Raw genomic sequence first — 22,700 nt, forward strand, 5'->3', positions numbered from 1 at the left:
CTGGAAGCCGACGAACAGCTCAACCCGAACTCCGACCGCTGCCCGTGAGCTCACTCGGCCTCTCGCTGCAGCTGACTCCCTGGGACGTCCTGCATTCCCTGGGCCGGGCCAACGTCCTCGCCCGCCAAGGCGCCGGACGGGGGCTCGCCGAGCACTGGGCCAGTCTGAAGTACTGTCAGGCCCTCACGGGCAACGACGGCCGCTACATGGCCTTGTCGGGCGAGGGGCGGAACCCGAGGCAGCACTACGCCGCCACCCAGTCGGGGGAACTCGGCATCGGCTTCGCACTCGCGTTGGCCCGACGTGTCCTCTCCGAGAAGTACCCCGACCAATCCGTCTCGGTGATCGACGCCGAGACAGCCATGCGGCCGGGTGGTCGCTGACGGGCAAGGAGGCCGGCCGCAGCAGCGCCCCACGCCGCCCCGGGTTCTTCCTGGAGCTCTGGAAGCCGGGCGCGCCGTCCACGGTCATACCCGTCACGTGTAAAGGCACCCACGGCAACGCCGCCCAGGTGCACAAGCAGCTCGCCACCGCCTCCGCCGACGTCGAGGCCATACACATCGGCCCGTACGACGGCACGCCGGCCCTCGTGTTCGGGACGACGCTGCCGAAGAAGAACGAGAGCATCACGGTGTACCTGCTCCACGCCCCGGGCAATGGCACGTTGGAGGTGCCGACGGCGGTGGCCCTCGACCTCCGGTCGAGGAACGGGCCGTCGTCCCCGGAGTCCACGTGCCCACCGAGCCGAACGAGCGCCCGGTCGTCCTGCCCGGGTACCACCTCCACCCCGAGCACCACAGCTGGTTCGCCCGCGTCCTCGCGCAAGCAGACGCCGCGAGCCTCATGGCGTTCACCGGCGGTGGTGAACCCGCTGCGCGCTACCTCACCGAGAGCCAGGGCAAGCGGCACTTCGACACCTTCACCCACGCCGGCACCGGCATCGTCCAGGACGTCACCCACATCATCCACGGCAAGAGGTTCGTGGGCACCGACCACGTCTTCCGCCTCAACGGCGTCCGGGTGGAGGCCTTCTCCGGCTTGGCAGAGGACCTCTTCGACCACCTCCGGGAGGGCAGGGTCCAGCAATACCGCCACGAGGCCCACGCGCTGCGTGACTCCTGGCCCAGCGACCCGTGGGACGCAAAGGGGCGCGGCCCCGTCTCGCTCCATCCCGACGGCACCGTCATGGCCCTGCGCCGCCTCCGCCTGAGCTGATCGTGACCGCGGCCGGTCTTCGGGTGCCGCAGATCTCCCCTGCGCCATGAAACGGCGACCACCGGCCGATGGCCAAAGAGACCGCTTTCCATGAACCAGAGCGATGTCGGTGCCCGACGGATCCGTGGTGCGTGGACGCGCGTCGTCAGTGTGTGCAGAGCGGCCTCCCACATGCCTGATGACTCATCAGGAAAGTCGGCATCCGGTCAGCATGAGGCGCCGGACGTTCCCGGAGGATTGCCTGAACAGGCGCCGGTGACGGCGCGAAAGCCCAGGTGGGAAGCCGTCCAGACCGATCGGAGCGATGTTCCTCACAACCATCGGACGGGGGTGCCGGTGTAAGGTCGAGGACGCCCTTGACCTGCAGAAAGCAGGCAGGGAGCCGTCTCAGAGGAGTCCCAAGTGCTGCGTACTCTGTTCAAGTCCAAGATCCATCGTGCCACCGTGACCCACGCCGACCTGCACTACGTCGGCTCCGTCACCATCGACGCCGCGTTGATGGAGGCCGCCGACCTGCTGCCCGGTGAGCTGGTGCACATCGTCGACATCGACAACGGGGCGCGCCTGGAGACGTACGTCATCGAGGGCGAGCGCGGCTCCGGTGTGATCGGGATCAACGGGGCCGCCGCTCATCTGGTGCACCCCGGGGACCTGGTGATCCTCATCAGCTACGCGCAGGTTTCGGACGCGGAGGCGCGGGCGCTCGTGCCGCGTGTCGTGCATGTCGACGCGGAGAACCGGATCGTGGAGCTGGGCGGCGACGCGTCCGCGCCCGTGCCGGGGAGCGACACCGTGCGGGCTCCGCACGCGGTGCCCGCGGGGAGCTGACCCTCCGGGCCGGTCGGCGGCCGGGGCGCCACCCGAATGAATGGGCTCCGCGAGCGGGGGAAGGCGCAGCAGGGGACGCTGGAGCGGGCATCTGCCCGCCCTGTCTCGATTCCCCGGTCCCGTCCACGGAGCGCGTCATGACACAGCCACCCGTCCCGGATCCCTGGCCGACGCCTCAGCCGCCGCCGACGCCTCAGCCGGTGCCGCCGCCCGGGCCCGTACCGACGCCGCCGCCCAACCCCGTACCCGTGCCGGAGCCCGAACCGCAGCCGGCGCCCGGGCCCGCCGGGCTCTGAGGCCCGGGTTCGCGGTGCGGAGGTGACGGACGATACGGGGGATTGGGCCGAAGCCCTTGTCACGCACGGTTGCCCGCCCTTACCGTGGGCGACTGCCGATGCGTTCGAGGGGGGCCCATGGCCGTACGCGGAACACGCGGAAAGCACCGCCGGTACCAGCCGAGCCGGATCAACCGGGCCTCGCTGACCGTCACCGCCGGCGGCGCCGGCATGGCCCTGCCGCTGATCGGGGCCGGGACGGCGCAGGCGGCCTCGCTGGACGTCTGGGAGAAGCTCGCCGACTGCGAGTCCTCCTCCCACTGGCAGATCAACACCGGCAACGGCTACTTCGGCGGACTCCAGTTCAGCCAGTCCACCTGGGAGCGGTACGGCGGCACGCACTACGCGCCGCGCGCCGACCTCGCCTCCAAGGACCAGCAGATCGCGATCGCCGAACGCGTGCTCAAGGGCCAGGGCCCGGGCGCCTGGCCCGCCTGCGGCCCGCGCGCCGGGCTCCACCGGGGCGACGACGCCCGCGACGACGCCCCCGACCACGGCCCCGGCGGCGCCACCACGCAGACCGAGCGCACCCGCCCGCTCTCCCAGGCCTCCTTACCCGCTCAGCGGACGAAGGCGGTCACCCCCACGACCGTGCCGACCGTGCGCGAGATGTACACGGTCGAGCCCGGCGACTCGCTCTCCAAGATCGCCCGCGACGAGCACGTCCGGGGCGGCTGGCCGCGCCTGTACGAGGCCAACCGCACCGTCGTCGGCGGCGACCCCGACCTGATCCTCCCCGGTCAGCGGCTCACGCTGCGGATGACCGCTCCGGCGGCCCCCGCCAAGCCCAAGCCGCACCCGGAGACCAAGCCCGACACCCGGCCCCGGGCCAAGCCGGACACCCGGCCCCAGGCCAGGCCCGACACCCGGCCCCAGGCCAAGCCGGACACCCGGCCCCAGGCCAGGCCCGACACCCGGCCCGAGTCCAAGCCGCAGACCAAGCCGGCCCCCCGGCCGAAGACCGGCAGCAGGCCCAAGACCGAGACCAAGCCCGCCACGCACCCCACGGCCAAGCCGCCCGCCGCCAAGCCCGTGCACAAGCCGGCCCCGAGGCCCGCTCCCGAGCATCCGGCGCAGCACTTCACCTCGCCCGTCGCCGACACCGACATCGGCACCCGTTACCGCGTCGCCGGCTCCTCCTGGTCCAGCGGCTACCACACGGGCGTCGACTTCCCCGTCCCCACCGGCACCTCCGTGCGGGCCGTCGCCGCCGGCCGGGTCGTGTCCGCGGGCTGGGGCGGGGCGTACGGCTATCAGGTGGTCATCCGGCACGCCGACGGCCGCTACAGCCAGTACGCGCACCTCTCGGCGCTCACCGTGCGCGAGGGCCAGCGGGTCAACACCGGGCAGCGGATCGGGCGTTCAGGGTCGACCGGCAACACTTCGGGGCCGCACCTCCACTTCGAGATGCGTACGGGTCCCGGGTACGGCTCCGACATCGACCCGCTGGCCTACCTCAGGGCCCGGGGCGTCTCGATCTGACACGTTCACGCGCTCTGACACTGACGGGGAGTCCTCGGGACGCTTCATCTGCTCCAGGGTGAGCTGGACCAGGCCGCCCGCCGCCACGGCGCCGCAGATCAGCGCGGCGACGCCGCCGGCCGTCCCGTACCGGAAGGACTCGCCGAAGAGGGTGAGGCCGACGGTCGCGGCGATCACGGGGTTGACCACTGTGAGCGTGGCGAGCGGTGCGGCGAGCCCGGCGCCGCGGTACGAGGCCTGGGAGAGCAGCAGTCCGGTGACCGCGAGCGCGGAGAGGACGAGCAGGCTCGGCCACTGCGCGAGCGGTGCGTCGAGGCGGAAGTCGACGGCGACGGTCTTCGTGAAGACGGAGGCGATGCCGAAGGCGATGCCGGCCGCGGTGGCCAGGACGACGCCGCGCAGCGCCGAGCGGCCGATCAGGTGCGCCACGGCGAAGAGCAGCGCCACCGCGCCGAAGGTCACGAACGCGAGCAGCCGCCGGTCGCCCGCGGCGAGGGACTGGGAGGCCGTGCCACCGGTCAGGCTGAGCAGTCCGGCGAGCCCGGCGGTGGCCATGAGCGCGCCCCGCCAGGCCGTGCGGCCGGCCCGGCGGCCCGCGAAGAGCGCCGCCATCGGCAGCGCGAACACGATCGTGAGGGCGCCCAGCGGCTGGACCAGGCTCAGCGGCCCGTACGCGAGCGCGGCCACGTGCAGGGCCGCGCCCACGCCGGTGAGCAGCACGGCGCCCCACCACGCCGGGCGGCGCAGGGGCGCGTAGCGGGGAGCGGCGGCCGAGGCCGCCACCCGCTCCTGCACGATCGCCGCGGCGGCGTAGGCGACCGCGGAGGCCAGCGAGAGGAGCACGGACAGCACCAGGGAGCTCATGACTCCACGATCTCTCTTCAGCGCGCTCCCGTCGTCGTACCCGGGAACGCGATCGGAGGTACCGCGGATGGAGTACGAAGCCGCCTCGTACGCCCTGGGGTGTACGCCCGCGCAGGTCAGGCGTGGTGGAACGCGACCTTTCCGGTGTCCAGGTCGAAGCGGGCGCCGACGACGCGCGCACCGGAAAAAGCCGCATCCCGAGCCAGTCGGCGGGTGACCCGGTCCACATTGGCCCGCACCGTGTTCTCCACCCAGTCGCCGGGCAGGTCCCGGGTCGCGCGGGCCGCCGGCGCCAGCTCCTCGATGACCCGCTCCAGGTGCCCCTCGACCGGGTTTCCGGTGCGCACGTACTCGACGGCGGCGGCCGCGGCCCCGCAGCGCTCGTGGCCGAGGACGAGGACCAGCGGTACGTGCAGCTCCTCGACGCCGTACTGGAGGGAGCCGAGCACCGCCTCGTCGAGCGCCTGGCCCGCCGAGCGCACGGTGAGCAGGTCGCCGAGGCCCTGGTCGAAGACCAGCTCCGGCGGGACGCGCGAGTCTATGCAGCCGATGACGGTCGCGAAGGGGTGCTGGGCGACGGCGACGTCTGCCCTTCGGGCCGCGTCCTGGTGCGGGTGCCGCTGCCGGAGCGCGGCGAACCGGGCGTTGCCGGCCCGGAGTTCGGCGAGCGCGGCGGCCGCGTCGAGCGGGCCGCCCGGCGCGTGGCGGGGCGCCGGCACGGCGACCGGGGCGGCCGCCCCGACGGTGGCCGTCGTCAGGGCGGCCAGGCCGAGCGTGAGGACGCCGCGGCGGCCGGTCTTCGTGGGGGTGGGAGTCGTGACAGACATGCGCTGAGAGTCGCGGCCCACCTGCACTCTTGAGGCCTCCTTGGTCTCTAGTTGACCAGTAGATGACCAAAAGTGGCCGGACGTGATCGGTTTCATCTCAAGGGATGGAAGGATGCCCGCGTGGATGTCGACGGACTTGATCACAGCGCACAGCTCGGCGGCTTCTTCGCGCTGCGCACCGCCCCGCCTGCCCCGCCCACTCCGCCTGCCCCGCCCACTCCGCCGGGCCCGCCCGCCATGCGCGGTCGGCCGGTCCCCGCCGCCCACCGCCCGCTCGCCGAGCTGTACGCCGGCCACGACGACGGCCCGCTCACCGCGCGCGTCGACACCGTCGCCGCCCGCCTCGGAGTCACCGAGCGACGGGTCGCCGCCTCCGTCGCCCAGCTCGGCCTCGCCGCCCGCCTCTGGTCCACCGCCCTCGGCCCGGCCGCCCTGCACGGCCGCTTCCCCGACCTCGCGCCCGAGACCCTGCACTGGGACGGCGCCCTCGCCGCGCCCGACGACCTCTGGTGGTCCGGCACGGCCACCCGCCCCGCCACCGTCGCCGAGCTGCGCGCCGCCGTCCACGACGCCCACCTCGTCCCGCTGCACGCCGCCTTCGCCCGTGACAGCCGGATCTCCCCGCGCCTGCTCTGGGGCAACGCCGGCTCCGCGCTCGCCGGCGCGCTGCGCGAACTCCTCCGCTGGGCCCGCGCCCACGGCCGCCCCGACGCCGCCGAACGCGCCGCCGCCCTGGTCCGGGGCCTCCTCGACCACCCCGACCTGGCCGGCACCGTCCGCGGCCCGGCCCTGCGCCGTACCAGCTGCTGCCTCTACTACCGGAGCCCGTCCGGCGGTCTGTGCGGCGACTGTGTGTTCGACCACCCTCCGCGCACAGGTTTGGAGCGGCGGCCCCTGGCTCCGTAAAGTTGCGTCTTTGGAAGTACCGGAAGTACCGGAAGTACTGCAGGCGCGAGCGATCGAGGAACGACGAAGGCCATGACGGTGACCGAAGAGACCCAGTCCCAGGAGTACGGGTCCCAGGAGTACGGGCCGGGAATCGACCCCGAGCGCCTGGCCGTCTGCCTGAGCGTGCTCGACGAGCTCGACCAGCTCGACGTCGACCACCCGGACGCCATCGCCGTCCGCCGTGCCACCGCCGGCATCTACCGGACCGTGAAGCAGCGCCGCCGCCAGGAGCGCCGGGCCGCCAAGACCGCCCACGACAAGGCGGTCACCGAGGCCACCGCGACCGGCTCCGCCCAGCGCATCGACGACGAGACCGAGGGCATCCTGCCGTCGTCGATCACCGAGGAGGGCAAGATCGCGGGCATACTCCAGCGCCCGCGCTCCTGCTACACCTGCAAGACCCGCTACGTCGAGGTCGACTACTTCTACCACCAGCTCTGCCAGGACTGCGCCCGTCTCAACCGGACCAAGCGCGACGCCCGCGCCGACCTCACCGGCAAGCGCGCGCTGCTCACCGGCGGCCGCGCCAAGATCGGCATGTACATCGCGCTGCGGCTGCTGCGCGACGGCGCCCACACCACCGTCACCACCCGCTTCCCCAAGGACGCCATCCGCCGCTTCAAGGCGATGGAGGACTCCGCGGACTGGATGCACCGCCTGGAGGTCGTCGGCATCGACCTGCGCGACCCGGCGCAGGCCGTGGCCCTCGCCGACCAGGTCGCCGACGCCGGCCCGCTCGACATCCTGGTCAACAACGCCACCCAGACCGTGCGCCGGCTGCCCTCCGCGTACGCCGCCCTGGTCGAGGGCGAGAGCGCCCCGCTGCCCGCCGGGGAGCTGCCCGCGCACCACGTCATCGGCGCCTTCAACTCCGGTGCGGTCGACGGTCTGGCCGCGCTGCCGGTCGGCGTCAGCGGCCTCGACGCGCAGAAGGTCGCCGACCTCGCCCTCGTCGCCGGCAACGCCAGCATCGAGCGGCACCACGCCGGCACGGCCATCGACGCCGGCGGCCTGGTCCCGGACGTCGTGGAGTCCAACACCTGGGTGCAGACCATCGACCAGATCTCCCCGGTGGAGCTGCTCGAGACCCAGCTGTGCAACTACACCTCGCCGTTCATCCTGATCAGCAAGCTGCGTCCGGTCATGGCCGAGGCCGCCGCGAAGGCCGCCAGCAAGCGCGCGTACGTCGTCAACGTCTCCGCCATGGAGGGCGTCTTCGGCCGCGGCTACAAGGGCGCCGGGCACCCGAACACCAATGCCGCCAAGGCCGCCATGAACATGGTGACGCGGACCAGCGCGCAGGAGATGTTCGACGCCGACGGCATCCTCATGACCTCGGTCGACACCGGCTGGATCACCGACGAGCGTCCGCACTTCGACAAGCTGCGGCTCGCCGAGGAGGGCTTCCACGCCCCGCTCGACCTGGTCGACGGCGCCGCCCGGGTCTACGACCCGATCGTCCGCGGCGAGCAGGGCGACGACGTCTACGGCGTGTTCCTGAAGGACTACAACCCCGGCAAGTGGTGACCGGATTCTGATCGATGATCGAGCGTTTCGCCTGGTGAGAGCCGCTAAACGGGCCAACGTCACTCGATCGCGTCACACTTTCGCGCCCCATAGAGCGCTGAGGCGCTCATCTGGTTAGTCTGATGTCCACGGTCGGCCATCCGAGGTTTCACCAAACCTCCACGGCCGGCCGGGGGACTGGCCTGCCACCAAGGCCGCGGTCCCGCCCGGAAGACGGCGCAACCGCGACCGAACGGCATATGTCCCCATCGACACGCGACACGGAGGAGTGCGCGGTGACACCAGAACTGACGCAGCAGGAGCAGGGCCCGGCCGAACCGACCGAGCGGAAGCGCCGGCCCGGAGAGCTGGGCAGCCTCGAAGTGTGGGCCCGCTCGGCCCCGATCCGCCTCGCCGGTTACGAGGACGACCTCGCCGAGCCGCACATCCTGCCCGGCATCGACTGAACCGCAACGACGCTTCGCCCCGTGCCCCCGCCGAGCCCTCTCGGTCGGGGGCACGGGTATGTCCGACGCGGCTTCAGTCCTTCTCCGCCGGCTCCCGCAGCCGTACCGGGGGCATGTACTCCCGCAGCAGCGTCCGGTGCCACCACGCCCCGGTCTCCCGCAGCTCCCGCCAGGTCGTGTACCGGTAGCGGTAGAGCCGGGCCCGCACATGGGTCGGCGGCGCGTCCGGGAACGGGTTGTGGCGCAGCAGCCGCAGGGTGTCGCGGTCCCCGGCGAGCAGCCGCTCCACGAACGGCCCGAACCAGTCGCGGGCGTAGCCGGGGGAGAGCGCCGCGAACCACATCAGCCAGTCGAGCCGCAGGTGGTACGGGGCGAACTGGCGCGGCAGCCGGCGCGGGTCGCCCGGCTTGCCCTTGAACCCGTACTCCCGCCACACCGTGCCCGCGTCCGGCTCCGGGTCGTCCGTGCCCTCGACCGCGATCTCGTCACGCACCCGGCCGACCGTGCCGAAGGCCCCGTACGTGTTGACCAGGTGCAGCGGGTCGAAGGACCGGTTCATCGCCTGGCTGCGGGAGAGCAGGTTGCGCACCGGGTGCCGGCTCTGGACGAGGATCAGGACCGCCGCCGCGCACACCACGACCACGTACCAGAGCGGCGCCTCGGGCTGCGGGTGGTCGTGGCCCGCGACGAGCGAGCCGTCCAGGGCGGACAGCGCGAGGACGATGGTCAGCCAGTTCAGCCAGGCGAAGTTCCCGGAGAGCACCAGCCACAGCTGGGTCGCGATCATCAGCCCGGCCGCGACCGTCGCCACCGGCTGCGGGGTGAAGAGGAGCACCGGCACGCCCAGCTGCACGACGTGGTTGGCGGCGCACTCGACCTTGTGCAGCGGCCGCGGCAGATGGTGGAAGAACCAGCTCAGCGGGCCGGGCATCGGCTGGGTCTCGTGGTGGTGGTAGAGACAGGTCAGGTCCCGCCAGCAGGGGTCCCCGCGGATCTTGATCAGCCCGGCGCCGAACTCGACCCGGAACAGCAGCCAGCGCAGCAGGAACAGGACGACGATCGGCGGGCCGGTGTCGTCGTTGCCCAGCAGCACGGCGAGGAAGCCGGTCTCCAGGAGCAGCGACTCCCAGCCGAAGGAGTACCAGGTCTGCCCCACGTTCACGATCGACAGGTACAGCGCCCAGACCAGCAGCCACAGCAGCATCGACACGGCGAGCGGCACCGCGTCGCCCGCGCCCGCCACCAGGGCGAGGGCCAGCGCGGCGCCGCTCCAGGCGACGCCCGCGAAGAGCCGGTCGGAATAGCGCCACTGGAACAGGCTGGGCGCCCGGCGGGCCGGCACCCGGAGCACGTACTCCGGCACGGGCAGCATCCCGCGCTCGCCGATCAGCGCCCGGAACTGGAGCGCCGCCGACAGGAACGCGACGAGGTAGAGCCCGGCGAGGCCCCGCTGGAAGACGATCCGGGTCAGCCAGTAGTCGGGAGCCGTGAACCAGTCCATCGCCCGCGGTCAGCGCGGCCGGTCAGCGCTTCCGATCGTCCTCTTCGTCCGCCGTCCGCTCGCCCTCGGCCTGGGAGGGAGTGGTACGGGTGACCTCGGCGTGGATGTGCGCCTTCTGCGTCGCGTCCATGTCCTCGTCGAGGCGCTCGCCCTCGGCCTGCGAGGGGTTGGTGTACTCGTCGTACTGGCTCATGGCCGCCTCCTTCGAGGAGCACGGGTGAGTACAGAATGAGCGTAGCTCTCATCGGTCCTCGGGGAGATCCGCGACGAGGTCCGTGAGGGCCCGGCCGAGCATGCGGGCGTACGCGTGCTGCAGCGCCCGTACGACCGGGCCGCCGAGCCGGGCGTACCAGGCGGCGGCCCGGCTGAACGCGGTCACCGTGAACCACACCGAGCCGTCCTCGCGCAGGTCGACCACGAAGGACTCCTCGCCGCACTCCGGGTGCCCGGCCCTGGTGCCGTACGCGAAGCCGGTCTCCGACGCGGTGTACGTCGTCCAGATGACCTGGCACGGCGCGGTGAACCGGACCGGGCCGAAGCCCAGCGACACCTCCAGGGTCACCCCCGGCTCGGCGCGCCCGGCCGCGCTCGTCACCCGGGCGCCGGTCGCCCGGTGCATGGCCCAGGTCGTCACGGCCTCGCCCGCGGCCCGGTACGCGGCGGGCCCCTGGCCGACCCGGACGGTGTGGTGCAGGTGGTGGTAGCCGACGGGCAGCGGGCGGGTGCGGGTGGCGCCTACCTCCGGGTAGTTCGGCCCGGTGGTGGTGTGGTCGGAGAGGCTGCGGATCAGACGGCTCATGCCGGGAACTCCGTTCGGCGGGCGGGGGCGGTGAGGGTGGTGGCGGTGGCAGTGGCGGTGGCAGTGGTGGTGGTCGCGGTGGCGGCCGCGGGCGTACGCGGACGAGCGGCCGGGGCACGGGCCGGCGCGGTGGCGCGGGGCCGGGCGGCCCTGTCGCGGGGTGCCGGCGCGGCGGTGCGGGGACGAGCAGCCGGGGCGCCTGCCGCAGCCGTACGGCCCTGAGCGGCCGGGTCGCCTTCCGCGGCGGTGCCGGTTCGGCCGAGGCGGCGCCAGGCGAGCAGCGAGCAGACCGCGAAGCCGAGCGCGTTGCCGAGGCCGTGGGTCGCGGCCATCCAGGTCAGGCTCGGGTGCGGGATCCCGGTCGCCTCGCCGAGCGCCCAGCTCAGCGCGAGCAGCATCGTCGCCACCAGGACCGCGGCCGAGACGCCCAGCAGCGCCCGGGTCACCGGATCGGGTGCGGCGGGCCGCAGCTCGCGCCAGGTGGCGAGGGCGACGGCCCACATGCCCGCGGTCAGGACGAGGGCGCCGGCCAGCTCGGCCCAGTCGTCGACGAAGTAGCCGAGCAGCACGAGCAGGGTGCCGAGCGGCACGCTCACCGCAGCGAAGCGGGTCGCCCGGCTCTCCGTCGCCCGGCAGACCAGGCCCGCGACCAGCGCGGCGGCGAAGCCCGCGAAGTGGAAGTGCGGGACGGTGAGGGCCAGGATGCCGAGCTCGAAACCGAACAGCTCGTGCCCGGCCCGCTCGGCGACGAGCGCGAGGGCGGCGACGGCCGGCGTGGCGAGGGCGGTGAGCGCGGCGACCTCGGCAGGCGCCAGGCTCCGGGTCCGGGCGAGGCGGGCCGGGGCGTGCAGGGCGAGGGCCAGGGTGCCCAGGGCGTACACGCCCGCGAGGGCGGTGGCGAGCGGCGAGCGCGGGAGCCAGAGCGAGACCGCGCCGGGCGCGGCGAGCAGCGGCCAGACCCGGCACAGCAGCCGCAGGCTGCCCGGCGGGGAGTCGTCCAGGAGCCGGAGCCCGACCGGCACCACGGCGAACATCCCCAGCATCACGATCAGTCCGACGAGCACGGACATGGCACCGGCACCCCCCCCTGTTGAACACGTTCAAGCCTTCGTTCGACGAGCGTAGAGGTTTCCTTGAACGCGTTCAAGCGCGGGGGGTGCGCGGAGTCCCGGCCGGCCTCCCGCGCGACCGGCGGCCGAATGGCCGCGCCCGGATTGCGGCGCCCCTGGCCCTGCGGCAGACAGGAAGGAACGATCAACGGCAAGGACGAGGTGGGAGACCCCGTGCGCGACGCAACCAGACGACGGCCCTCGCGGCCCCCCACCGCCCCGTACGTCCTCGCCGTGCTGGCCTCGGCCGCGCTGCTCGCCGGCTGCTCCCTGCGCGGCGACACCGGCGAGCCGGGCGCGGAACAGTCCGCCGCCCCCGCCGCCGCCCGCGAGGTACTGCTCCAGCCGGCCGGCAGCCAGGGCCCCGCCCCCTTCACCGCCTCCACCACGCAGGAGGGCGCCCCGGCCGGCACCGGCGCCCCGCCCGCCACCGGCGTCGACGGCCCCGCACCGGCCGGCCGCGCGCTGACCGGCGCCACCCCCGGCCTCTACGGCGGCACCCGCTCCGTCGCCAGCTGCAACGTCGAGCAGCAGGCCGCCCTCCTCACCGCCGAACCCGCCCGCGGCCGCGCCTTCGCCGAGGCCGCGGGCATCCCCGAGGCCAACCTCGGCGGCTGGCTGCGCGGCCTCACCCCGGTCCTGCTGCGCGCCGACGCCCGGGTCACCAACCACGGCTACCAGGACGGCCGCTTCACCACCTTCCAGTCCGTGCTCCAGGCCGGCACCGCCGTGCTCGTCGACCGCTACGGCACCCCGCGGGTCCGCTGCGCCTGCGGCAACCCGCTGCGCTCCCCGGCCGCCGCCCCCGGCGCCGTCCACGCGGGCCAGCCCTGGCCCGGCTACCGCCCCGACCGGGTCGTCACCGTCACCCCGACCAGCACCGTCGTCACCAGCCTGGTGATCGTGAACGCCGCCGACAACACCTGGATCGAGCGGCGTACCGGAAGCGACGGCGAAGCGGACCGCCGGCCCGACGTGCTCCCGCCCTGCGACCCGGCCTCCTGCGACATCGTCACCGCACCGCCCGCTCCGCTGCCGGACGGCCCCACCGCCCCGCAGCGGCCGACGAACCCCACGAACCCCACAGGCCCCACGAATCCCGGCACTCCGACCGGCCCGTCGACGCCGGACCGGGGCTCGCCCGACCCCGTGCGCCCCGCGCCGGACGGCGGCAGGACCGTACCGGCACCGGACACGCCGGGCACCCCGGATACGCCGAACGCGCCGGACACGCCGAACGCGCCGGTCGGGCCCGACGCGCCCGTGGGGCCGGACCTGCCCGCCCTGCCCGACGTACCGGGCGGTCCGAGTGACCTCCCGATCCCCGAGCCGCCGCCCTCCGCCGACGACCTGTTCCCGGCCGACACCGCTCCGCGGCAGCAGCCCGACACCTTCCAGGGCTGACCGGCCGGCCGGTGCCCGCGCTCACCCGGATGTTGTTGCGAATCTGTTCCGATCTTCGCCGTGCGCTCAGCCGGGGCTGCGCCTAGCGTGGCCCCATGAGTGCGGGACGACCGGGTGGGGAGGCGGCCGAGCAGTGCCGCTGCGAGGCGGGACCGGCGGGGCAGACGTGCTGCTTCCTGCACGAGTTCGGCCAGGAGTTCCGGATGGGCAGCTTCGACTGGGACCTGGTCACCGGCCGGATGGCCATGGACGAGGGCGCCCTGAACGTCTTCGACATGGACCCGGACGACTACGACGGCCACCCCGCCACCCTCGGCTCCCGCGTGCTGCCCGACGAGGGCCGCCGCCTCGACACCCTGGTGGCCCAGGCGCTCAAGGACGGCAGCGACCACTACGGCGCCTACTTCCGGATCCGCACCCGGGCCGGCGCCCAGCGCTGGACCCACACCCAGGGCCTGGTGCGGCGCGACGACACCGGCCGCCCGGTCCGCATCGTCGGCGTCATCCGCGACGCCTCCGAGGAGCTCACCGAGTCCGCCGCCCGGCTCGGCCTCGACGAGGGCCGCAGACAGCGCACCAGCGTCGTCGAGGGCACCACCGCCGCGCTCGCCCACGCCAATACCGTCCAGGACATCATCGACCTGCTCGGCGACTCCCAGGGCCTGGAGTACTTCGGCGCCGCCAGCCTCGTCGTCGGTCTCATGGAGGCCGGCCGCATCCACCTGGTGGCCGAGGGACGGGAAGGCGCGTTCGTGCCCGGCACCCGGTTCACCCGGGTGGACGAGCCGTACCCGATGAGCGAGGTCATCCGCACCCTGCGCCCCCGCTTCATCGAGTCGCCCGAGGACTTCGCCGCCTCCTACCCGATCCTCTGGCCGCACATCAGCGGCCTCGGCATCACCTCCGCCGCCTACCTCCCGCTCATTGCCCAGGCCCGCCCCATCGGTGCCCTCGGCCTGCTCTACAGCGACCGCACCGGCTTCAGCGCCGACGAGCGCAACCTGCTCGTCGCGCTGGGCAGCTCCATCGCCCAGAGCCTCCAGCGGGCCATGCTGTACGAGCAGGAGCACGACCTCGCCGAAGGCCTCCAGCAGGCGATGCTGCCGCGCCGGATCCCCGACGTGCCCGGCGCCCAGATAGCCGTCCGCTACCGCTCCGCCCGGCTCGGCCGGGACATCGGCGGCGACTGGTTCGACGTCATCCCGCTGCCGGGGGGCACCTCGCGGGCCGGCGGCTCCGGGGGAGGCCGGGTCGCGCTCGTCATCGGCGACGTCCAGGGCCACGACACCCACGCCGCCGCCGTCATGGGCCAGCTGCGGATCGTGCTGCGGGCCTACGCCGCCGAGGGCCACACCCCGGCCACCGTGATGGCCCGGGCCTCCGTCTTCCTCCACGAGCTGGACACCGACCGCTTCGCCACCTGCACGTACGCCGAGGCCGACCCGGCCACCGGGCTCGTCCAGATCGTCCGCGCCGGCCATGTCGACCCGCTCGTCCAGGACCCCGACGGCACCGCGCGCCGCGTCCCCGTCGAGGGCGGGCTCCCGCTCGGGCTCTCCGCCGAGTTCGGCCGGCTCGACTACCCCGTCACCACCCTCGAGCTCGACCCCGGCAAGACCCTGCTGCTCTACACCGACGGACTGGTCGAGAAGCCGGGCGCCGACCTCGACGAGGGCCTCCAGTGGCTCTGCTCCCTGGTCAAGCGCGGCCCCCGCGACCTCGACGAACTCGCCGACCACCTCTGCGAGGTGGTCGACGAGCGCGGCGGCGAGGACGACGTCGCCGTCCTGCTGCTGCGCTGCGAGGGCGCCCACCCGGACCGGCCCGGCGGCCGGCTCCAGCAGCACGTCGGGCAGAACGACCCCGAGGCGCTCAGCTCCGCCCGCCACATGATCCGCGCCGCCGTGCGCGCCTGGGGCGCGGGCAGCCGCGCCTTCGAGATCGAACTCGTCGCCGACGAGCTGATGACCAACGCCCTCATGCACACCGACGGCGGCGCCATCGTCACCCTGCGGATGCTGCCCGGTCCCGAACGCCGGCTGCGGGTCGAGGTCGAGGACCGCTCCAGCGCCCTGCCGCGCCGCCGCGAGGCCGGCGACTCGGGCGTCTCCGGCCGCGGGCTGCTGCTCGTCGACAACATCTCCGACGCGTGGGGCGTCGAACCGCGTGGCGGCGGCAAGTGCGTGTGGTGCGAGTTCGTCATCGAGCAGCCGGAGGAGTGACCGGGCCCGGGACCCCGATCCGCACGGGACCCCCTCCGGCAGCGGCTCCCTGCTCCGGCAACGGGACCCCCTCCGGCAGCCGGTCCCGGCTCCGGCAACGGGACCCGGATCCGGCATGGGACCCGGCTCCGGCAGCCGGTCCCTGCTCCGGCAACGGGACCCCCTCCGGCAGCCGGTCCCGGCTCCGGCAACGCGACCCTGCTCCGGCACGGGACCCCGATCCGGCAGCGGTCCCGGCTTCGACGGGCGCCCGCCCCGCCCGTACGGCAGGGTGGGGACATGCCCGAGCTGCCCGAGGTCGAAGCCCTCCGCGAGTTCCTCGACGAGCACCTCGTGGGCAAGGAGATCGCCCGCGTGATGCCCGTCGCGATCAGCGTGCTCAAGACGTACGACCCGCCCGTCACCGCCCTCCAGGGGGCTCGGGTCACCGGCGTCGCCCGGCACGGCAAGTTCCTCGACATCGCCACGGAGGGCGCCGAGGGCGGTGCGGGGGAGCTGCGACTGGTCACGCACCTCGCCCGGGCCGGGTGGCTGTACTGGAAGGACGTGCTGCCGTCCGGACCGCCGAAGCCCGGGAAGGGCCCGCTGGCGCTGCGGGTCGCGCTGACCGGCGGCGACGGCTTCGACCTCACCGAGGCGGGCACCACCAAACGGCTCGCGGTGTACGTGGTCCGCGACCCCGCCGACGTACCCGGCATCGCCCGCCTCGGCCCCGACCCGCTCGCCGAGGGCTTCGACCTCGCCGCCTTCACCGCGCTCCTGACGGGCGAACGGCGCCAGATCAAGGGCGCGCTGCGCGACCAGAGCCTCATCGCGGGCATCGGCAACGCGTACAGCGACGAGATCCTGCACGCGGCGAGGATGTCCCCGTTCAAGCCCACCCAGAACCTGACCGCGGAGGAGACCGCCGGCCTCTACGAGGCGCTGCGCACCACCCTCGCCGAGGCCGTCGCCCGCTCCCACGGGCTCGCCGCCGGCCGGCTCAAGGCAGAGAAGAAGAGCGGACTGCGCGTCCACGGCCGCACCGGCGAGGCGTGCCCGGTCTGCGGGGACACCATCCGCGAGGTCTCGTATCGAGACTCCTCGCTCCAGTACTGCCCCACCTGCCAGACCGGCGGGAAGCCGCTCGCCGACCGGCGCCTCTCCAAGCTCCTGAAATAGCCCCGGTTCCACGGGCACCGGCCCGCGTAGACTCCCGTCCATGCTGCGCGTACTGGCCGTCGACGACGAGGCGCCGGCCCTCGGCGAACTCCTCTACCTCCTGCGGGCCGACCCGCGCGTGCGCGCCGCCGAGGGTGCCGCCGACGCCACCGAGGCGCTGCGCCGCATCGGCCGGGCCCTGGACGCCGGACCGGACCGCGACCACGGCGACGGCATCGACGTCGTCTTCCTCGACATCCACATGCCCGGACTCGGCGGGCTCGACCTGGCCCGGCTGCTCGGAGGCTTCGCCCGGCCGCCGCTCATCGTCTTCGTCACCGCCCACGAGGGCTTCGCCGTCCAGGCGTTCGACCTGGAGGCCGTCGACTACGTGCTCAAGCCCGTGCGCCGGGAACGGCTCGCGGAGGCCGTGCGCCGCGTCCACGAGCTCGTCCACGCCTCGACCGTCGCCCGGAAGGCGCCCGCGCCCGAGCAGATCCCGGTCGAACTCGGCGGCGTCACCCGCTTCGTGTCCGTCGACGACATCGCGTACGTCGAGGCCCACGGCGACTACGCCCGCCTGCACACCGACACGGGCAGCCATCTCGTCCGCATCCCGCTCTCCACGCTGGAGGAGCGCTGGGCCGCCCGCGGCTTCGTCCGCATCCACCGCAGCCACCTCGTCGCCCTCGGCCGCATCGACGAACTCCGCCTCGACGGCGGTGCCACCTCCGTCCGCGTCGGCACCGCCGAACTCGCCGTCTCCCGCCGCCACGCCCGCCAGCTGCGGGACCTGCTGATGCGGCGGGCGGGCGGCTGACCACGGCAGACGCCCCCTACCGCACCGCTCGGCCGCTGCGTAGACTCACGGGCCCGACCGATCGTGACCGACCGTGAGACGCCGATGCCCGAGCACCATCCCCCGCGCCGGCCGCGCCGCGAGACCGTCACGTACGCCTCGGCCGTCGGCAGCTGGTCCGTCCTCCGGCCCCGTACCCGGCCGCAGCACCCGCCGGCCCGCTCCGAGATCAGCGAACAGACCACCCTCGGCCACACCTACGTCCGCTCCCTGATGCGCAGCCAGCTCCGCGCCGCCCTCATCGGGCTCGGCTGGCTCACCCTGCTCGTCGGCTCGCTGCCGCTGCTGCTCGCGCTGCCCGCGCCCGAGGCCGCCGTGTGGCTCGCGCTCGGCATCGGCGTCCACCCGGTGGTCTGGGCCGTCGCCCACTGGTACGTGCGCCGCGCCGAGCGCAACGAGCGCGACTTCACCGGCCTCGTCGAGCGATGAGCCCCCGTCACGGACGAGGGCACGCGTGAACCACACCTACGCGATCGCCGCCGTCACCGCCGTCGCCCTCGCCACCGTCCTCATCGGCGCCCTCGGCCTGCGCATCTCCCGTACCACCTCCGACTTCTACGTGGCCTCCCGCACCGTGGGCCCCCGCCTCAACGCCGCCGCCATCAGCGGCGAGTACCTCTCCGCCGCCTCCTTCCTCGGCGTCGCCGGACTCGTCCTGGTGCAGGGCCCGGCCATGCTCTGGTACCCGGTCGGCTACACCGCCGGCTACCTCGTGCTGCTGCTCCTCGTCGCCGCCCCGCTGCGCCGCTCCGGCGCGTACACGCTCTCCGACTTCGCCGAGGCCCGGCTCGAATCGCCGCAGGCCCGCCGGGTCGCCAGCCTCTTCGTCGTCGGCATCGGCTGGCTGTACCTGCTGCCGCAGCTCCAGGGCGCCGGGCTCACCCTGGAGATCCTCACCGGCGCCCCCGACTGGCTCGGCGGCCTCGTCGTCGCGCTCGTCGTGACCGGCATCGTCGCCGCCGGCGGCATGCGCAGCATCACCTTCGTGCAGGCCTTCCAGTACTGGCTGAAGCTGACCGCCCTGCTGGTCCCGGTGTTCTTCCTGATCGGCGCCTGGTACGGGGACGGCGCCCCGCGCGCCCACTTCGACGCGCCCGCCGTCATCCGCGCGCACACCGCCGCGCGGGTCGCCGAGACCGTACGGATCGAGGTCGCCGCCCCGGTCACGCTCACCGTCACCGGCCGCGTCGACGGGCGGACGTACGAGCGGGCCACGGTCACCCTGCACGAGGGCACCCACCGGGTGGAGCGGGGCACCGAACTCGCCTTCCCGGCGGGGGCGCGGGTCCCCGAGCGGGCCTCGACCGACGCCGACCCCCTCGGCTGGTCGCAGCCCCTCGCCGGCGGCCGCGACGGGCACCAGCTGTACGCCACGTACGGACTGATCCTCGCCACCTTCCTCGGCACCATGGGCCTGCCCCATGTCGCCGTCCGCTTCTACACCAGCCCGCACGGCCGGGCCGCCCGCCGCACCACCCTGGTGGTGCTCGGCCTGGTCGGCGTGTTCTACCTGCTGCCGCCGCTCTACGGGGCGCTCGGCCGGATCTACGCCCCCGAACTCGCCCTGACCGGCGCCGCCGACGCCGCCGTGCTCGTCCTGCCGGAGCGGATGCTCGGCGGCGTCCTCGGCGATCTGCTCGGCGCGCTGCTCGCCGGCGGTGCCTGCGCGGCCTTCCTGTCGACGGCCTCCGGGCTGACCATGTCGGTGGCCGGCGTGCTCACCCAGGACGTGCTGCCCGCGCGGGGCGTCTCCCGGAGCGCTGCCCGGAGTGCCGCCCGGGGCGCCTCCCGCGGCGGTGTGCGGCACTTCCGGCTCGCCACCCTCCTCGCCACCGCCGTGCCGCTGAGCGCCGGGATCGTCGCCACCGACGTGCTGGCCGCCGACGCCGTCGGACTCGCCTTCGCGGTCTCCGCCTCCTCCTTCTGCCCGCTGCTCGTGCTCGGCATCTGGTGGCGCCGGCTCACCCCGCCGGGCGCCGTCGCCGGACTGCTGCTCGGCGGCGGCTCGGCGCTGACGGCCGTGACGGCCACCCGGGCCGGACTCGCGCCCCCGGGCTGGCCGCACACCCTGCTCGCCTGGCCCGCGGTCTGGTCGGTGCCGCTCGGCTTCCTCAGCATGATCCTGGTGTCGCTCGCCACCCCGCGCCGCGTCCCCGCCGGCACCCCCCGCATCCTGGCCCGGCTGCACCTGCCCGAGGAGTTCAGCGGCAAGGCGCAGCCCGGCGAGGCGAGTCGGGGGACCGCCCGGCCGGAGGCCGGGAGAGGGGCCGAGCGGTGACCGGCCTCGCCCTGGCCGCGGCGGGCGCCGTCGGCGCCGTGCTGCTCTCCGCGGGGTTCGTCCTCGGCCGGTTCACCGCCCGGCGCGGGCGGCGCGCCGCGGACCTCGCCTTCGGCACCCCCGTCGAACGCGCCACCTTCCACACCCTGCACACCGCCTCGCTCGCCGCGCCCCCGCTGCGCGCCGGACTCACCGAGGAGACCGCGGGCAGGGCCGCCGGCCGGCTGCGCTCCCTGCTCGGCACCGAGGCGCTGTGCCTCACCGACCGGTCCGCGGTCCTCGCCTGGGACGGCCCCGGCGAGGCACACCACTGCGAGCACGTACGGGAGCTGGTCGGAGAGACGCTCGACTCCGGCCGCAGCCGCTCCGCCCACACCCGGTGCTCCGACGACGACTGCCCGCTGCGCTGGGCCGTGGTCGCGCCGCTGACGGGCGAGGACGGGGTGCTCGGCGCACTCGTCGCGTACGGCTCGCGCGAGTCGGCGGTCCTGGTGCGGGCGACGACCGAGGTGGCCCGCTGGGTCTCCGTCCAGCTCGAACTCGCCGAGCTGGACCGCTCCCGCACCCGGATCGTCGAGGCCGAGATACGGGCGCTGCGCGCGCAGATCTCCCCGCACTTCATCTTCAACTCCCTCGCCGCCATCGCCTCCTTCGTCCGCACCGACCCCGAGCAGGCGCGCGAACTCCTCCTGGAGTTCGCCGACTTCACCCGCTATTCCTTCCGCCGGCACGGCGAGTTCGCCCAGCTCGCCGACGAACTGCGGGCCATCGAGCAGTACCTGGCGCTCGCCGGGGCCCGCTTCGGCGACCGGCTCAAGGTCACCCTGCAGATCGCGCCCGAGGTCCTTCCGGTCGCGCTGCCGTTCCTCTGCCTGCAGCCGCTGGTGGAGAACGCGGTCAAGCACGGCATGGAGGACTCCGCCGAGGGCTGCCGGGTGACGATCGCGGCACGCGACGCGGGCGCGGAGGCCGTGGTCACCATCGAGGACGACGGCGTCGGCATGGATCCGGAGGTGCTGCGCGCCGTCCTGCGCGGCGAGCGCCCCTCGGCCGGCGGCGTCGGTCTGTCCAACGTGGACGAGCGGCTGCGCCAGGTGTACGGGGCGGAGCACGGCCTGGTCATCGAGACCGGGATCGGCGCGGGCATGAAGGTGACGGTCCGGATCCCCAAGTACCGCCCGGGGGTTCACCCCGCCGGCTGAGCGGTCAGCACAGGTGCAGCGCCAGATGCCCGAGGGCCACGCCCAACTGCCAGGCGGGCAGCCACACCTGGCGCTCCTCGTCGATGCCGCGCGGCCCGGCGAGCCCGGCGAGGCCCGCCAGGTCTGCGGCGCGCAGCTCGGTCGCCCGCAGCCGGCGCCAGGTGTCCCGGGCGAGGTCCAGGTCCGCGCCCGGCACGCGCGCCCCGGCCTCGGCGAGCCGTTCCTCGACCCACGCGGACCACGGATGGTCGTGGGCCGTGCGGCGCAGCCAGCCGTCCGTCCCGGCGCCGTCCGCGCCGGCCCGGGACAGCAGGATGGTCAGCGCCAGGGTCTGCACCCCGGCCCGGAACTCCAGCGAACCCGGCGCGACGAGCCCGCTGGTGCGCAGCAGGTCGTCGGCGACGTACTCGGCGCACAGCCAGTCCATGGGGATGCTTTCGGGCAGCACCGTTTCCACCTTCTCCCGGATGTCCTGGACGAGGCCCCGACACCGAGCCTGCTCCGAGAACGGCACGCGCGGGGCGCACTTGGCTCAACTGGCCCGTACGGATTCGGATACGGATCCCGGCCGCATCGGTGCAGGCGGGAGCCGTGTGACGGGAGTGAGGTCCGGAGCCGGAGGAGGTGGCGGGAGGCTCAGCCGAGCAGCGCGTAGACGGCCGTCGCCCGGGCGGCGAGCTCGTCCGTGCCGTCGGCGGTCATGGTGATGTCCGCGAACGCCATCCGCTTGCCGGCCTTGGTGAGCCGGGCGTGGACGAGGACGTCCGTGCCGAGCACCGCGCGCTGGAAGCTGATCGACTGCTGGACGGTGGTCATGGGGACGAAGCCGCCGCGGGCCGCGGCCACCGCGATCACGGTGGCCGTGTCGGCGGCGGCCATCAGCGCCTGGCCGGAGAGCCCGCCGCCCTCCCGCGCGAGCCGGTCGGACCAGGGGAGGCGGAGGACGGCCTGGTGGCCCTCGGTGTCGACGGAGGCCACGGAGAGCCCCAGATCGAGCACCCAGGGGGCGAAGTTGTCGGCGAGGACCTTTTCGGCGGCGGCGAGAGTCAGCGTCACGAAGGTCATTGTGGGGCGGGGCCCGCGGGCCGGGCAACGGCCGGGCCGCCGCAGGCGGAAGGCCGGCGCGGCCGGTAGCCGGGCAGCCGGTGGCCGAGCTGGCGCAGCGCGTAGTGCGAGCGGGACTTGACGGTGCCGGCCGGGATGCCGAGCTCGGCGGCGGCCTCGCTGACGGTCAGTCCGCGGAAGTAGAGCCGGACGAGGACCGCGCGATGCTCCGGGCTGAGGCCGCGGACCGCCGCCCGGACGTCGAGCGCGGCGTCCCGGGACTCGGTGGTGTCGGCCGGGTCGGGGGTGAGGGCGAGCAGTCCGTCGCCCGTCTCGGCGGGCCGGGCGAGCCGGGAGCGGCGCGCGTCGATGGCGAGCCGCCGGGCCACCGTGAACAGCCAGGGCCGCATCGAGTCGTACGCGGAGTCGAACGCCTCAGGGTGCTGCCAGGCCCTGACCAGGGTCTCCTGAACCAGGTCCTCGGCGCGCTGCCGGTCGCCGTGGGTCAGTCCGAGGAGGAACGCGAGCAGCGCCTGGCCGTGCTCACGCTGGAGCTCCACCAGGTCCCGCTCGTCCGTGGTTGCCGTCGCCGTCGTCATGTGCCGTATCGGAACGCATCCGTGCGGTGCCGGACAGGGATCGGACACGGGTCTGCGACGAACGGTCGCGC

At 74.2% G+C, this 22,700-nt stretch carries 22 protein-coding genes and 1 pseudogene; 14 read left to right on the forward strand and 9 right to left on the reverse strand.

Features of this window, described 5'->3' with window-relative positions:
- The first annotated feature begins 44 nt into the window (after positions 1–44).
- From ACIRSU_RS09085 to ACIRSU_RS09100, 4 genes are all read left to right on the forward strand, one after another.
- Positions 45–383, forward strand: a complete 339-nt coding sequence (locus ACIRSU_RS09085; RefSeq protein ID WP_403790073.1) for a hypothetical protein — start codon at positions 45–47, stop codon at positions 381–383.
- A gap of 349 nt (positions 384–732) precedes the next feature.
- Positions 733–1,215: a hypothetical protein gene (locus ACIRSU_RS09090; RefSeq protein WP_403790074.1), complete on the forward strand. Its 483-nt coding sequence runs from the start codon at positions 733–735 to the stop codon at positions 1,213–1,215.
- A gap of 402 nt (positions 1,216–1,617) precedes the next feature.
- Positions 1,618–2,043, forward strand: a complete 426-nt coding sequence (panD, locus tag ACIRSU_RS09095; protein WP_403790075.1) for an aspartate 1-decarboxylase — start codon at positions 1,618–1,620, stop codon at positions 2,041–2,043.
- A 413-nt stretch (positions 2,044–2,456) separates the two neighbouring features.
- On the forward strand, positions 2,457–3,860 hold the full coding sequence (locus tag ACIRSU_RS09100) for a transglycosylase family protein (RefSeq protein ID WP_403790076.1): 1,404 nt from the start codon (positions 2,457–2,459) through the stop codon (positions 3,858–3,860).
- Here ACIRSU_RS09100 and ACIRSU_RS09105 read toward each other — a convergent pair.
- Positions 3,741–4,724, reverse strand: coding sequence for a DMT family transporter (locus tag ACIRSU_RS09105; RefSeq protein ID WP_403790077.1), 984 nt, complete (start codon positions 4,722–4,724; stop codon positions 3,741–3,743). The genes ACIRSU_RS09100 and ACIRSU_RS09105 overlap by 120 nt on opposite strands.
- Positions 4,725–4,840: 116 nt before the next feature.
- Positions 4,841–5,551, reverse strand: a complete 711-nt coding sequence (locus ACIRSU_RS09110; protein ID WP_403790078.1) for a carbonic anhydrase — start codon at positions 5,549–5,551, stop codon at positions 4,841–4,843.
- A gap of 237 nt (positions 5,552–5,788) precedes the next feature.
- On the opposite strand from ACIRSU_RS09110, the gene ACIRSU_RS09115 reads away from it, so the two are divergent.
- The 3 genes from ACIRSU_RS09115 to ACIRSU_RS09125 all read left to right on the forward strand — a co-directional run bounded on the left by ACIRSU_RS09115 (position 5,789) and on the right by ACIRSU_RS09125 (position 8,472).
- Positions 5,789–6,457 (forward strand): (2Fe-2S)-binding protein, encoded by a 669-nt coding sequence (locus tag ACIRSU_RS09115; RefSeq protein WP_403790226.1) that lies wholly within the window; start codon positions 5,789–5,791, stop codon positions 6,455–6,457.
- 72 nt (positions 6,458–6,529) lie between these two features.
- Entirely contained in the window at positions 6,530–8,026 is a 1,497-nt protein-coding gene (locus ACIRSU_RS09120; RefSeq protein ID WP_403790079.1) for an SDR family NAD(P)-dependent oxidoreductase, read from the forward strand.
- 275 nt (positions 8,027–8,301) lie between these two features.
- Positions 8,302–8,472 (forward strand): hypothetical protein, encoded by a 171-nt coding sequence (locus ACIRSU_RS09125; RefSeq protein ID WP_403790080.1) that lies wholly within the window; start codon positions 8,302–8,304, stop codon positions 8,470–8,472.
- 73 nt (positions 8,473–8,545) lie between these two features.
- On the opposite strand, the gene ACIRSU_RS09130 is transcribed toward ACIRSU_RS09125, so the two are convergent.
- The 4 genes and pseudogenes from ACIRSU_RS09130 to ACIRSU_RS09145 form a co-directional block, all read right to left on the reverse strand.
- Positions 8,546–9,973 carry a lipase maturation factor family protein gene (locus ACIRSU_RS09130; RefSeq protein ID WP_403790081.1) on the reverse strand — a complete coding sequence of 476 codons (1,428 nt, stop codon included), beginning with the start codon at positions 9,971–9,973 and terminating at the stop codon, positions 8,546–8,548.
- 22 nt (positions 9,974–9,995) lie between these two features.
- The gene (locus ACIRSU_RS09135; protein ID WP_403790082.1) at positions 9,996–10,166 is read right to left on the reverse strand and encodes a hypothetical protein; all 171 of its coding nucleotides are present in this window, start codon (positions 10,164–10,166) and stop codon (positions 9,996–9,998) included.
- Positions 10,167–10,214: 48 nt separating this feature from the next.
- Positions 10,215–10,772, reverse strand: coding sequence for a DUF1990 family protein (locus tag ACIRSU_RS09140; RefSeq protein WP_403790083.1), 558 nt, complete (start codon positions 10,770–10,772; stop codon positions 10,215–10,217).
- Positions 10,773–11,017: 245 nt separating this feature from the next.
- Positions 11,018–11,842, reverse strand: a pseudogene (locus tag ACIRSU_RS09145) (YndJ family protein); the annotation flags it as partial.
- A 213-nt stretch (positions 11,843–12,055) separates the two neighbouring features.
- On the opposite strand from ACIRSU_RS09145, the gene ACIRSU_RS09150 reads away from it, so the two are divergent.
- From ACIRSU_RS09150 to ACIRSU_RS09180, 7 genes are all read left to right on the forward strand, one after another.
- Positions 12,056–13,285 (forward strand): DUF6777 domain-containing protein, encoded by a 1,230-nt coding sequence (locus tag ACIRSU_RS09150; protein ID WP_403790084.1) that lies wholly within the window; start codon positions 12,056–12,058, stop codon positions 13,283–13,285.
- Positions 13,286–13,380: 95 nt separating this feature from the next.
- The gene (locus ACIRSU_RS09155; RefSeq protein ID WP_403790085.1) at positions 13,381–15,507 is read left to right on the forward strand and encodes a SpoIIE family protein phosphatase; all 2,127 of its coding nucleotides are present in this window, start codon (positions 13,381–13,383) and stop codon (positions 15,505–15,507) included.
- Between the two features lie 279 nt (positions 15,508–15,786).
- Complete coding sequence (locus ACIRSU_RS09160; protein ID WP_403790086.1) at positions 15,787–16,668, forward strand: Fpg/Nei family DNA glycosylase; 882 nt, start codon at positions 15,787–15,789, stop codon at positions 16,666–16,668.
- A 40-nt stretch (positions 16,669–16,708) separates the two neighbouring features.
- Positions 16,709–17,467: a LytR/AlgR family response regulator transcription factor gene (locus ACIRSU_RS09165; protein WP_403790087.1), complete on the forward strand. Its 759-nt coding sequence runs from the start codon at positions 16,709–16,711 to the stop codon at positions 17,465–17,467.
- 84 nt (positions 17,468–17,551) lie between these two features.
- Positions 17,552–17,935: a hypothetical protein gene (locus ACIRSU_RS09170; protein WP_403790228.1), complete on the forward strand. Its 384-nt coding sequence runs from the start codon at positions 17,552–17,554 to the stop codon at positions 17,933–17,935.
- 25 nt (positions 17,936–17,960) lie between these two features.
- Positions 17,961–19,784: a cation acetate symporter gene (locus tag ACIRSU_RS09175; protein ID WP_403790088.1), complete on the forward strand. Its 1,824-nt coding sequence runs from the start codon at positions 17,961–17,963 to the stop codon at positions 19,782–19,784.
- Positions 19,781–20,986, forward strand: a complete 1,206-nt coding sequence (locus tag ACIRSU_RS09180) for a sensor histidine kinase (protein ID WP_403790089.1) — start codon at positions 19,781–19,783, stop codon at positions 20,984–20,986. Before ACIRSU_RS09175 ends, ACIRSU_RS09180 begins: the two co-directional genes overlap by 4 nt.
- A 4-nt stretch (positions 20,987–20,990) precedes the next feature.
- Here ACIRSU_RS09180 and ACIRSU_RS09185 read toward each other — a convergent pair whose 3' ends face one another.
- The 3 genes from ACIRSU_RS09185 to ACIRSU_RS09195 form a co-directional block, all read right to left on the reverse strand.
- Positions 20,991–21,434 (reverse strand): hypothetical protein, encoded by a 444-nt coding sequence (locus ACIRSU_RS09185; protein ID WP_403790090.1) that lies wholly within the window; start codon positions 21,432–21,434, stop codon positions 20,991–20,993.
- Positions 21,435–21,622: 188 nt separating this feature from the next.
- Positions 21,623–22,042 carry a PaaI family thioesterase gene (locus ACIRSU_RS09190; protein WP_403790091.1) on the reverse strand — a complete coding sequence of 140 codons (420 nt, stop codon included), beginning with the start codon at positions 22,040–22,042 and terminating at the stop codon, positions 21,623–21,625.
- A gap of 5 nt (positions 22,043–22,047) precedes the next feature.
- Positions 22,048–22,629: a sigma-70 family RNA polymerase sigma factor gene (locus tag ACIRSU_RS09195; protein ID WP_403790092.1), complete on the reverse strand. Its 582-nt coding sequence runs from the start codon at positions 22,627–22,629 to the stop codon at positions 22,048–22,050.
- Positions 22,630–22,700: the final 71 nt, after the last annotated feature.

The organism is Streptomyces sp. NPDC101160, from assembly GCF_044768205.1.
Classification (GTDB): domain Bacteria; phylum Actinomycetota; class Actinomycetes; order Streptomycetales; family Streptomycetaceae; genus Streptomyces.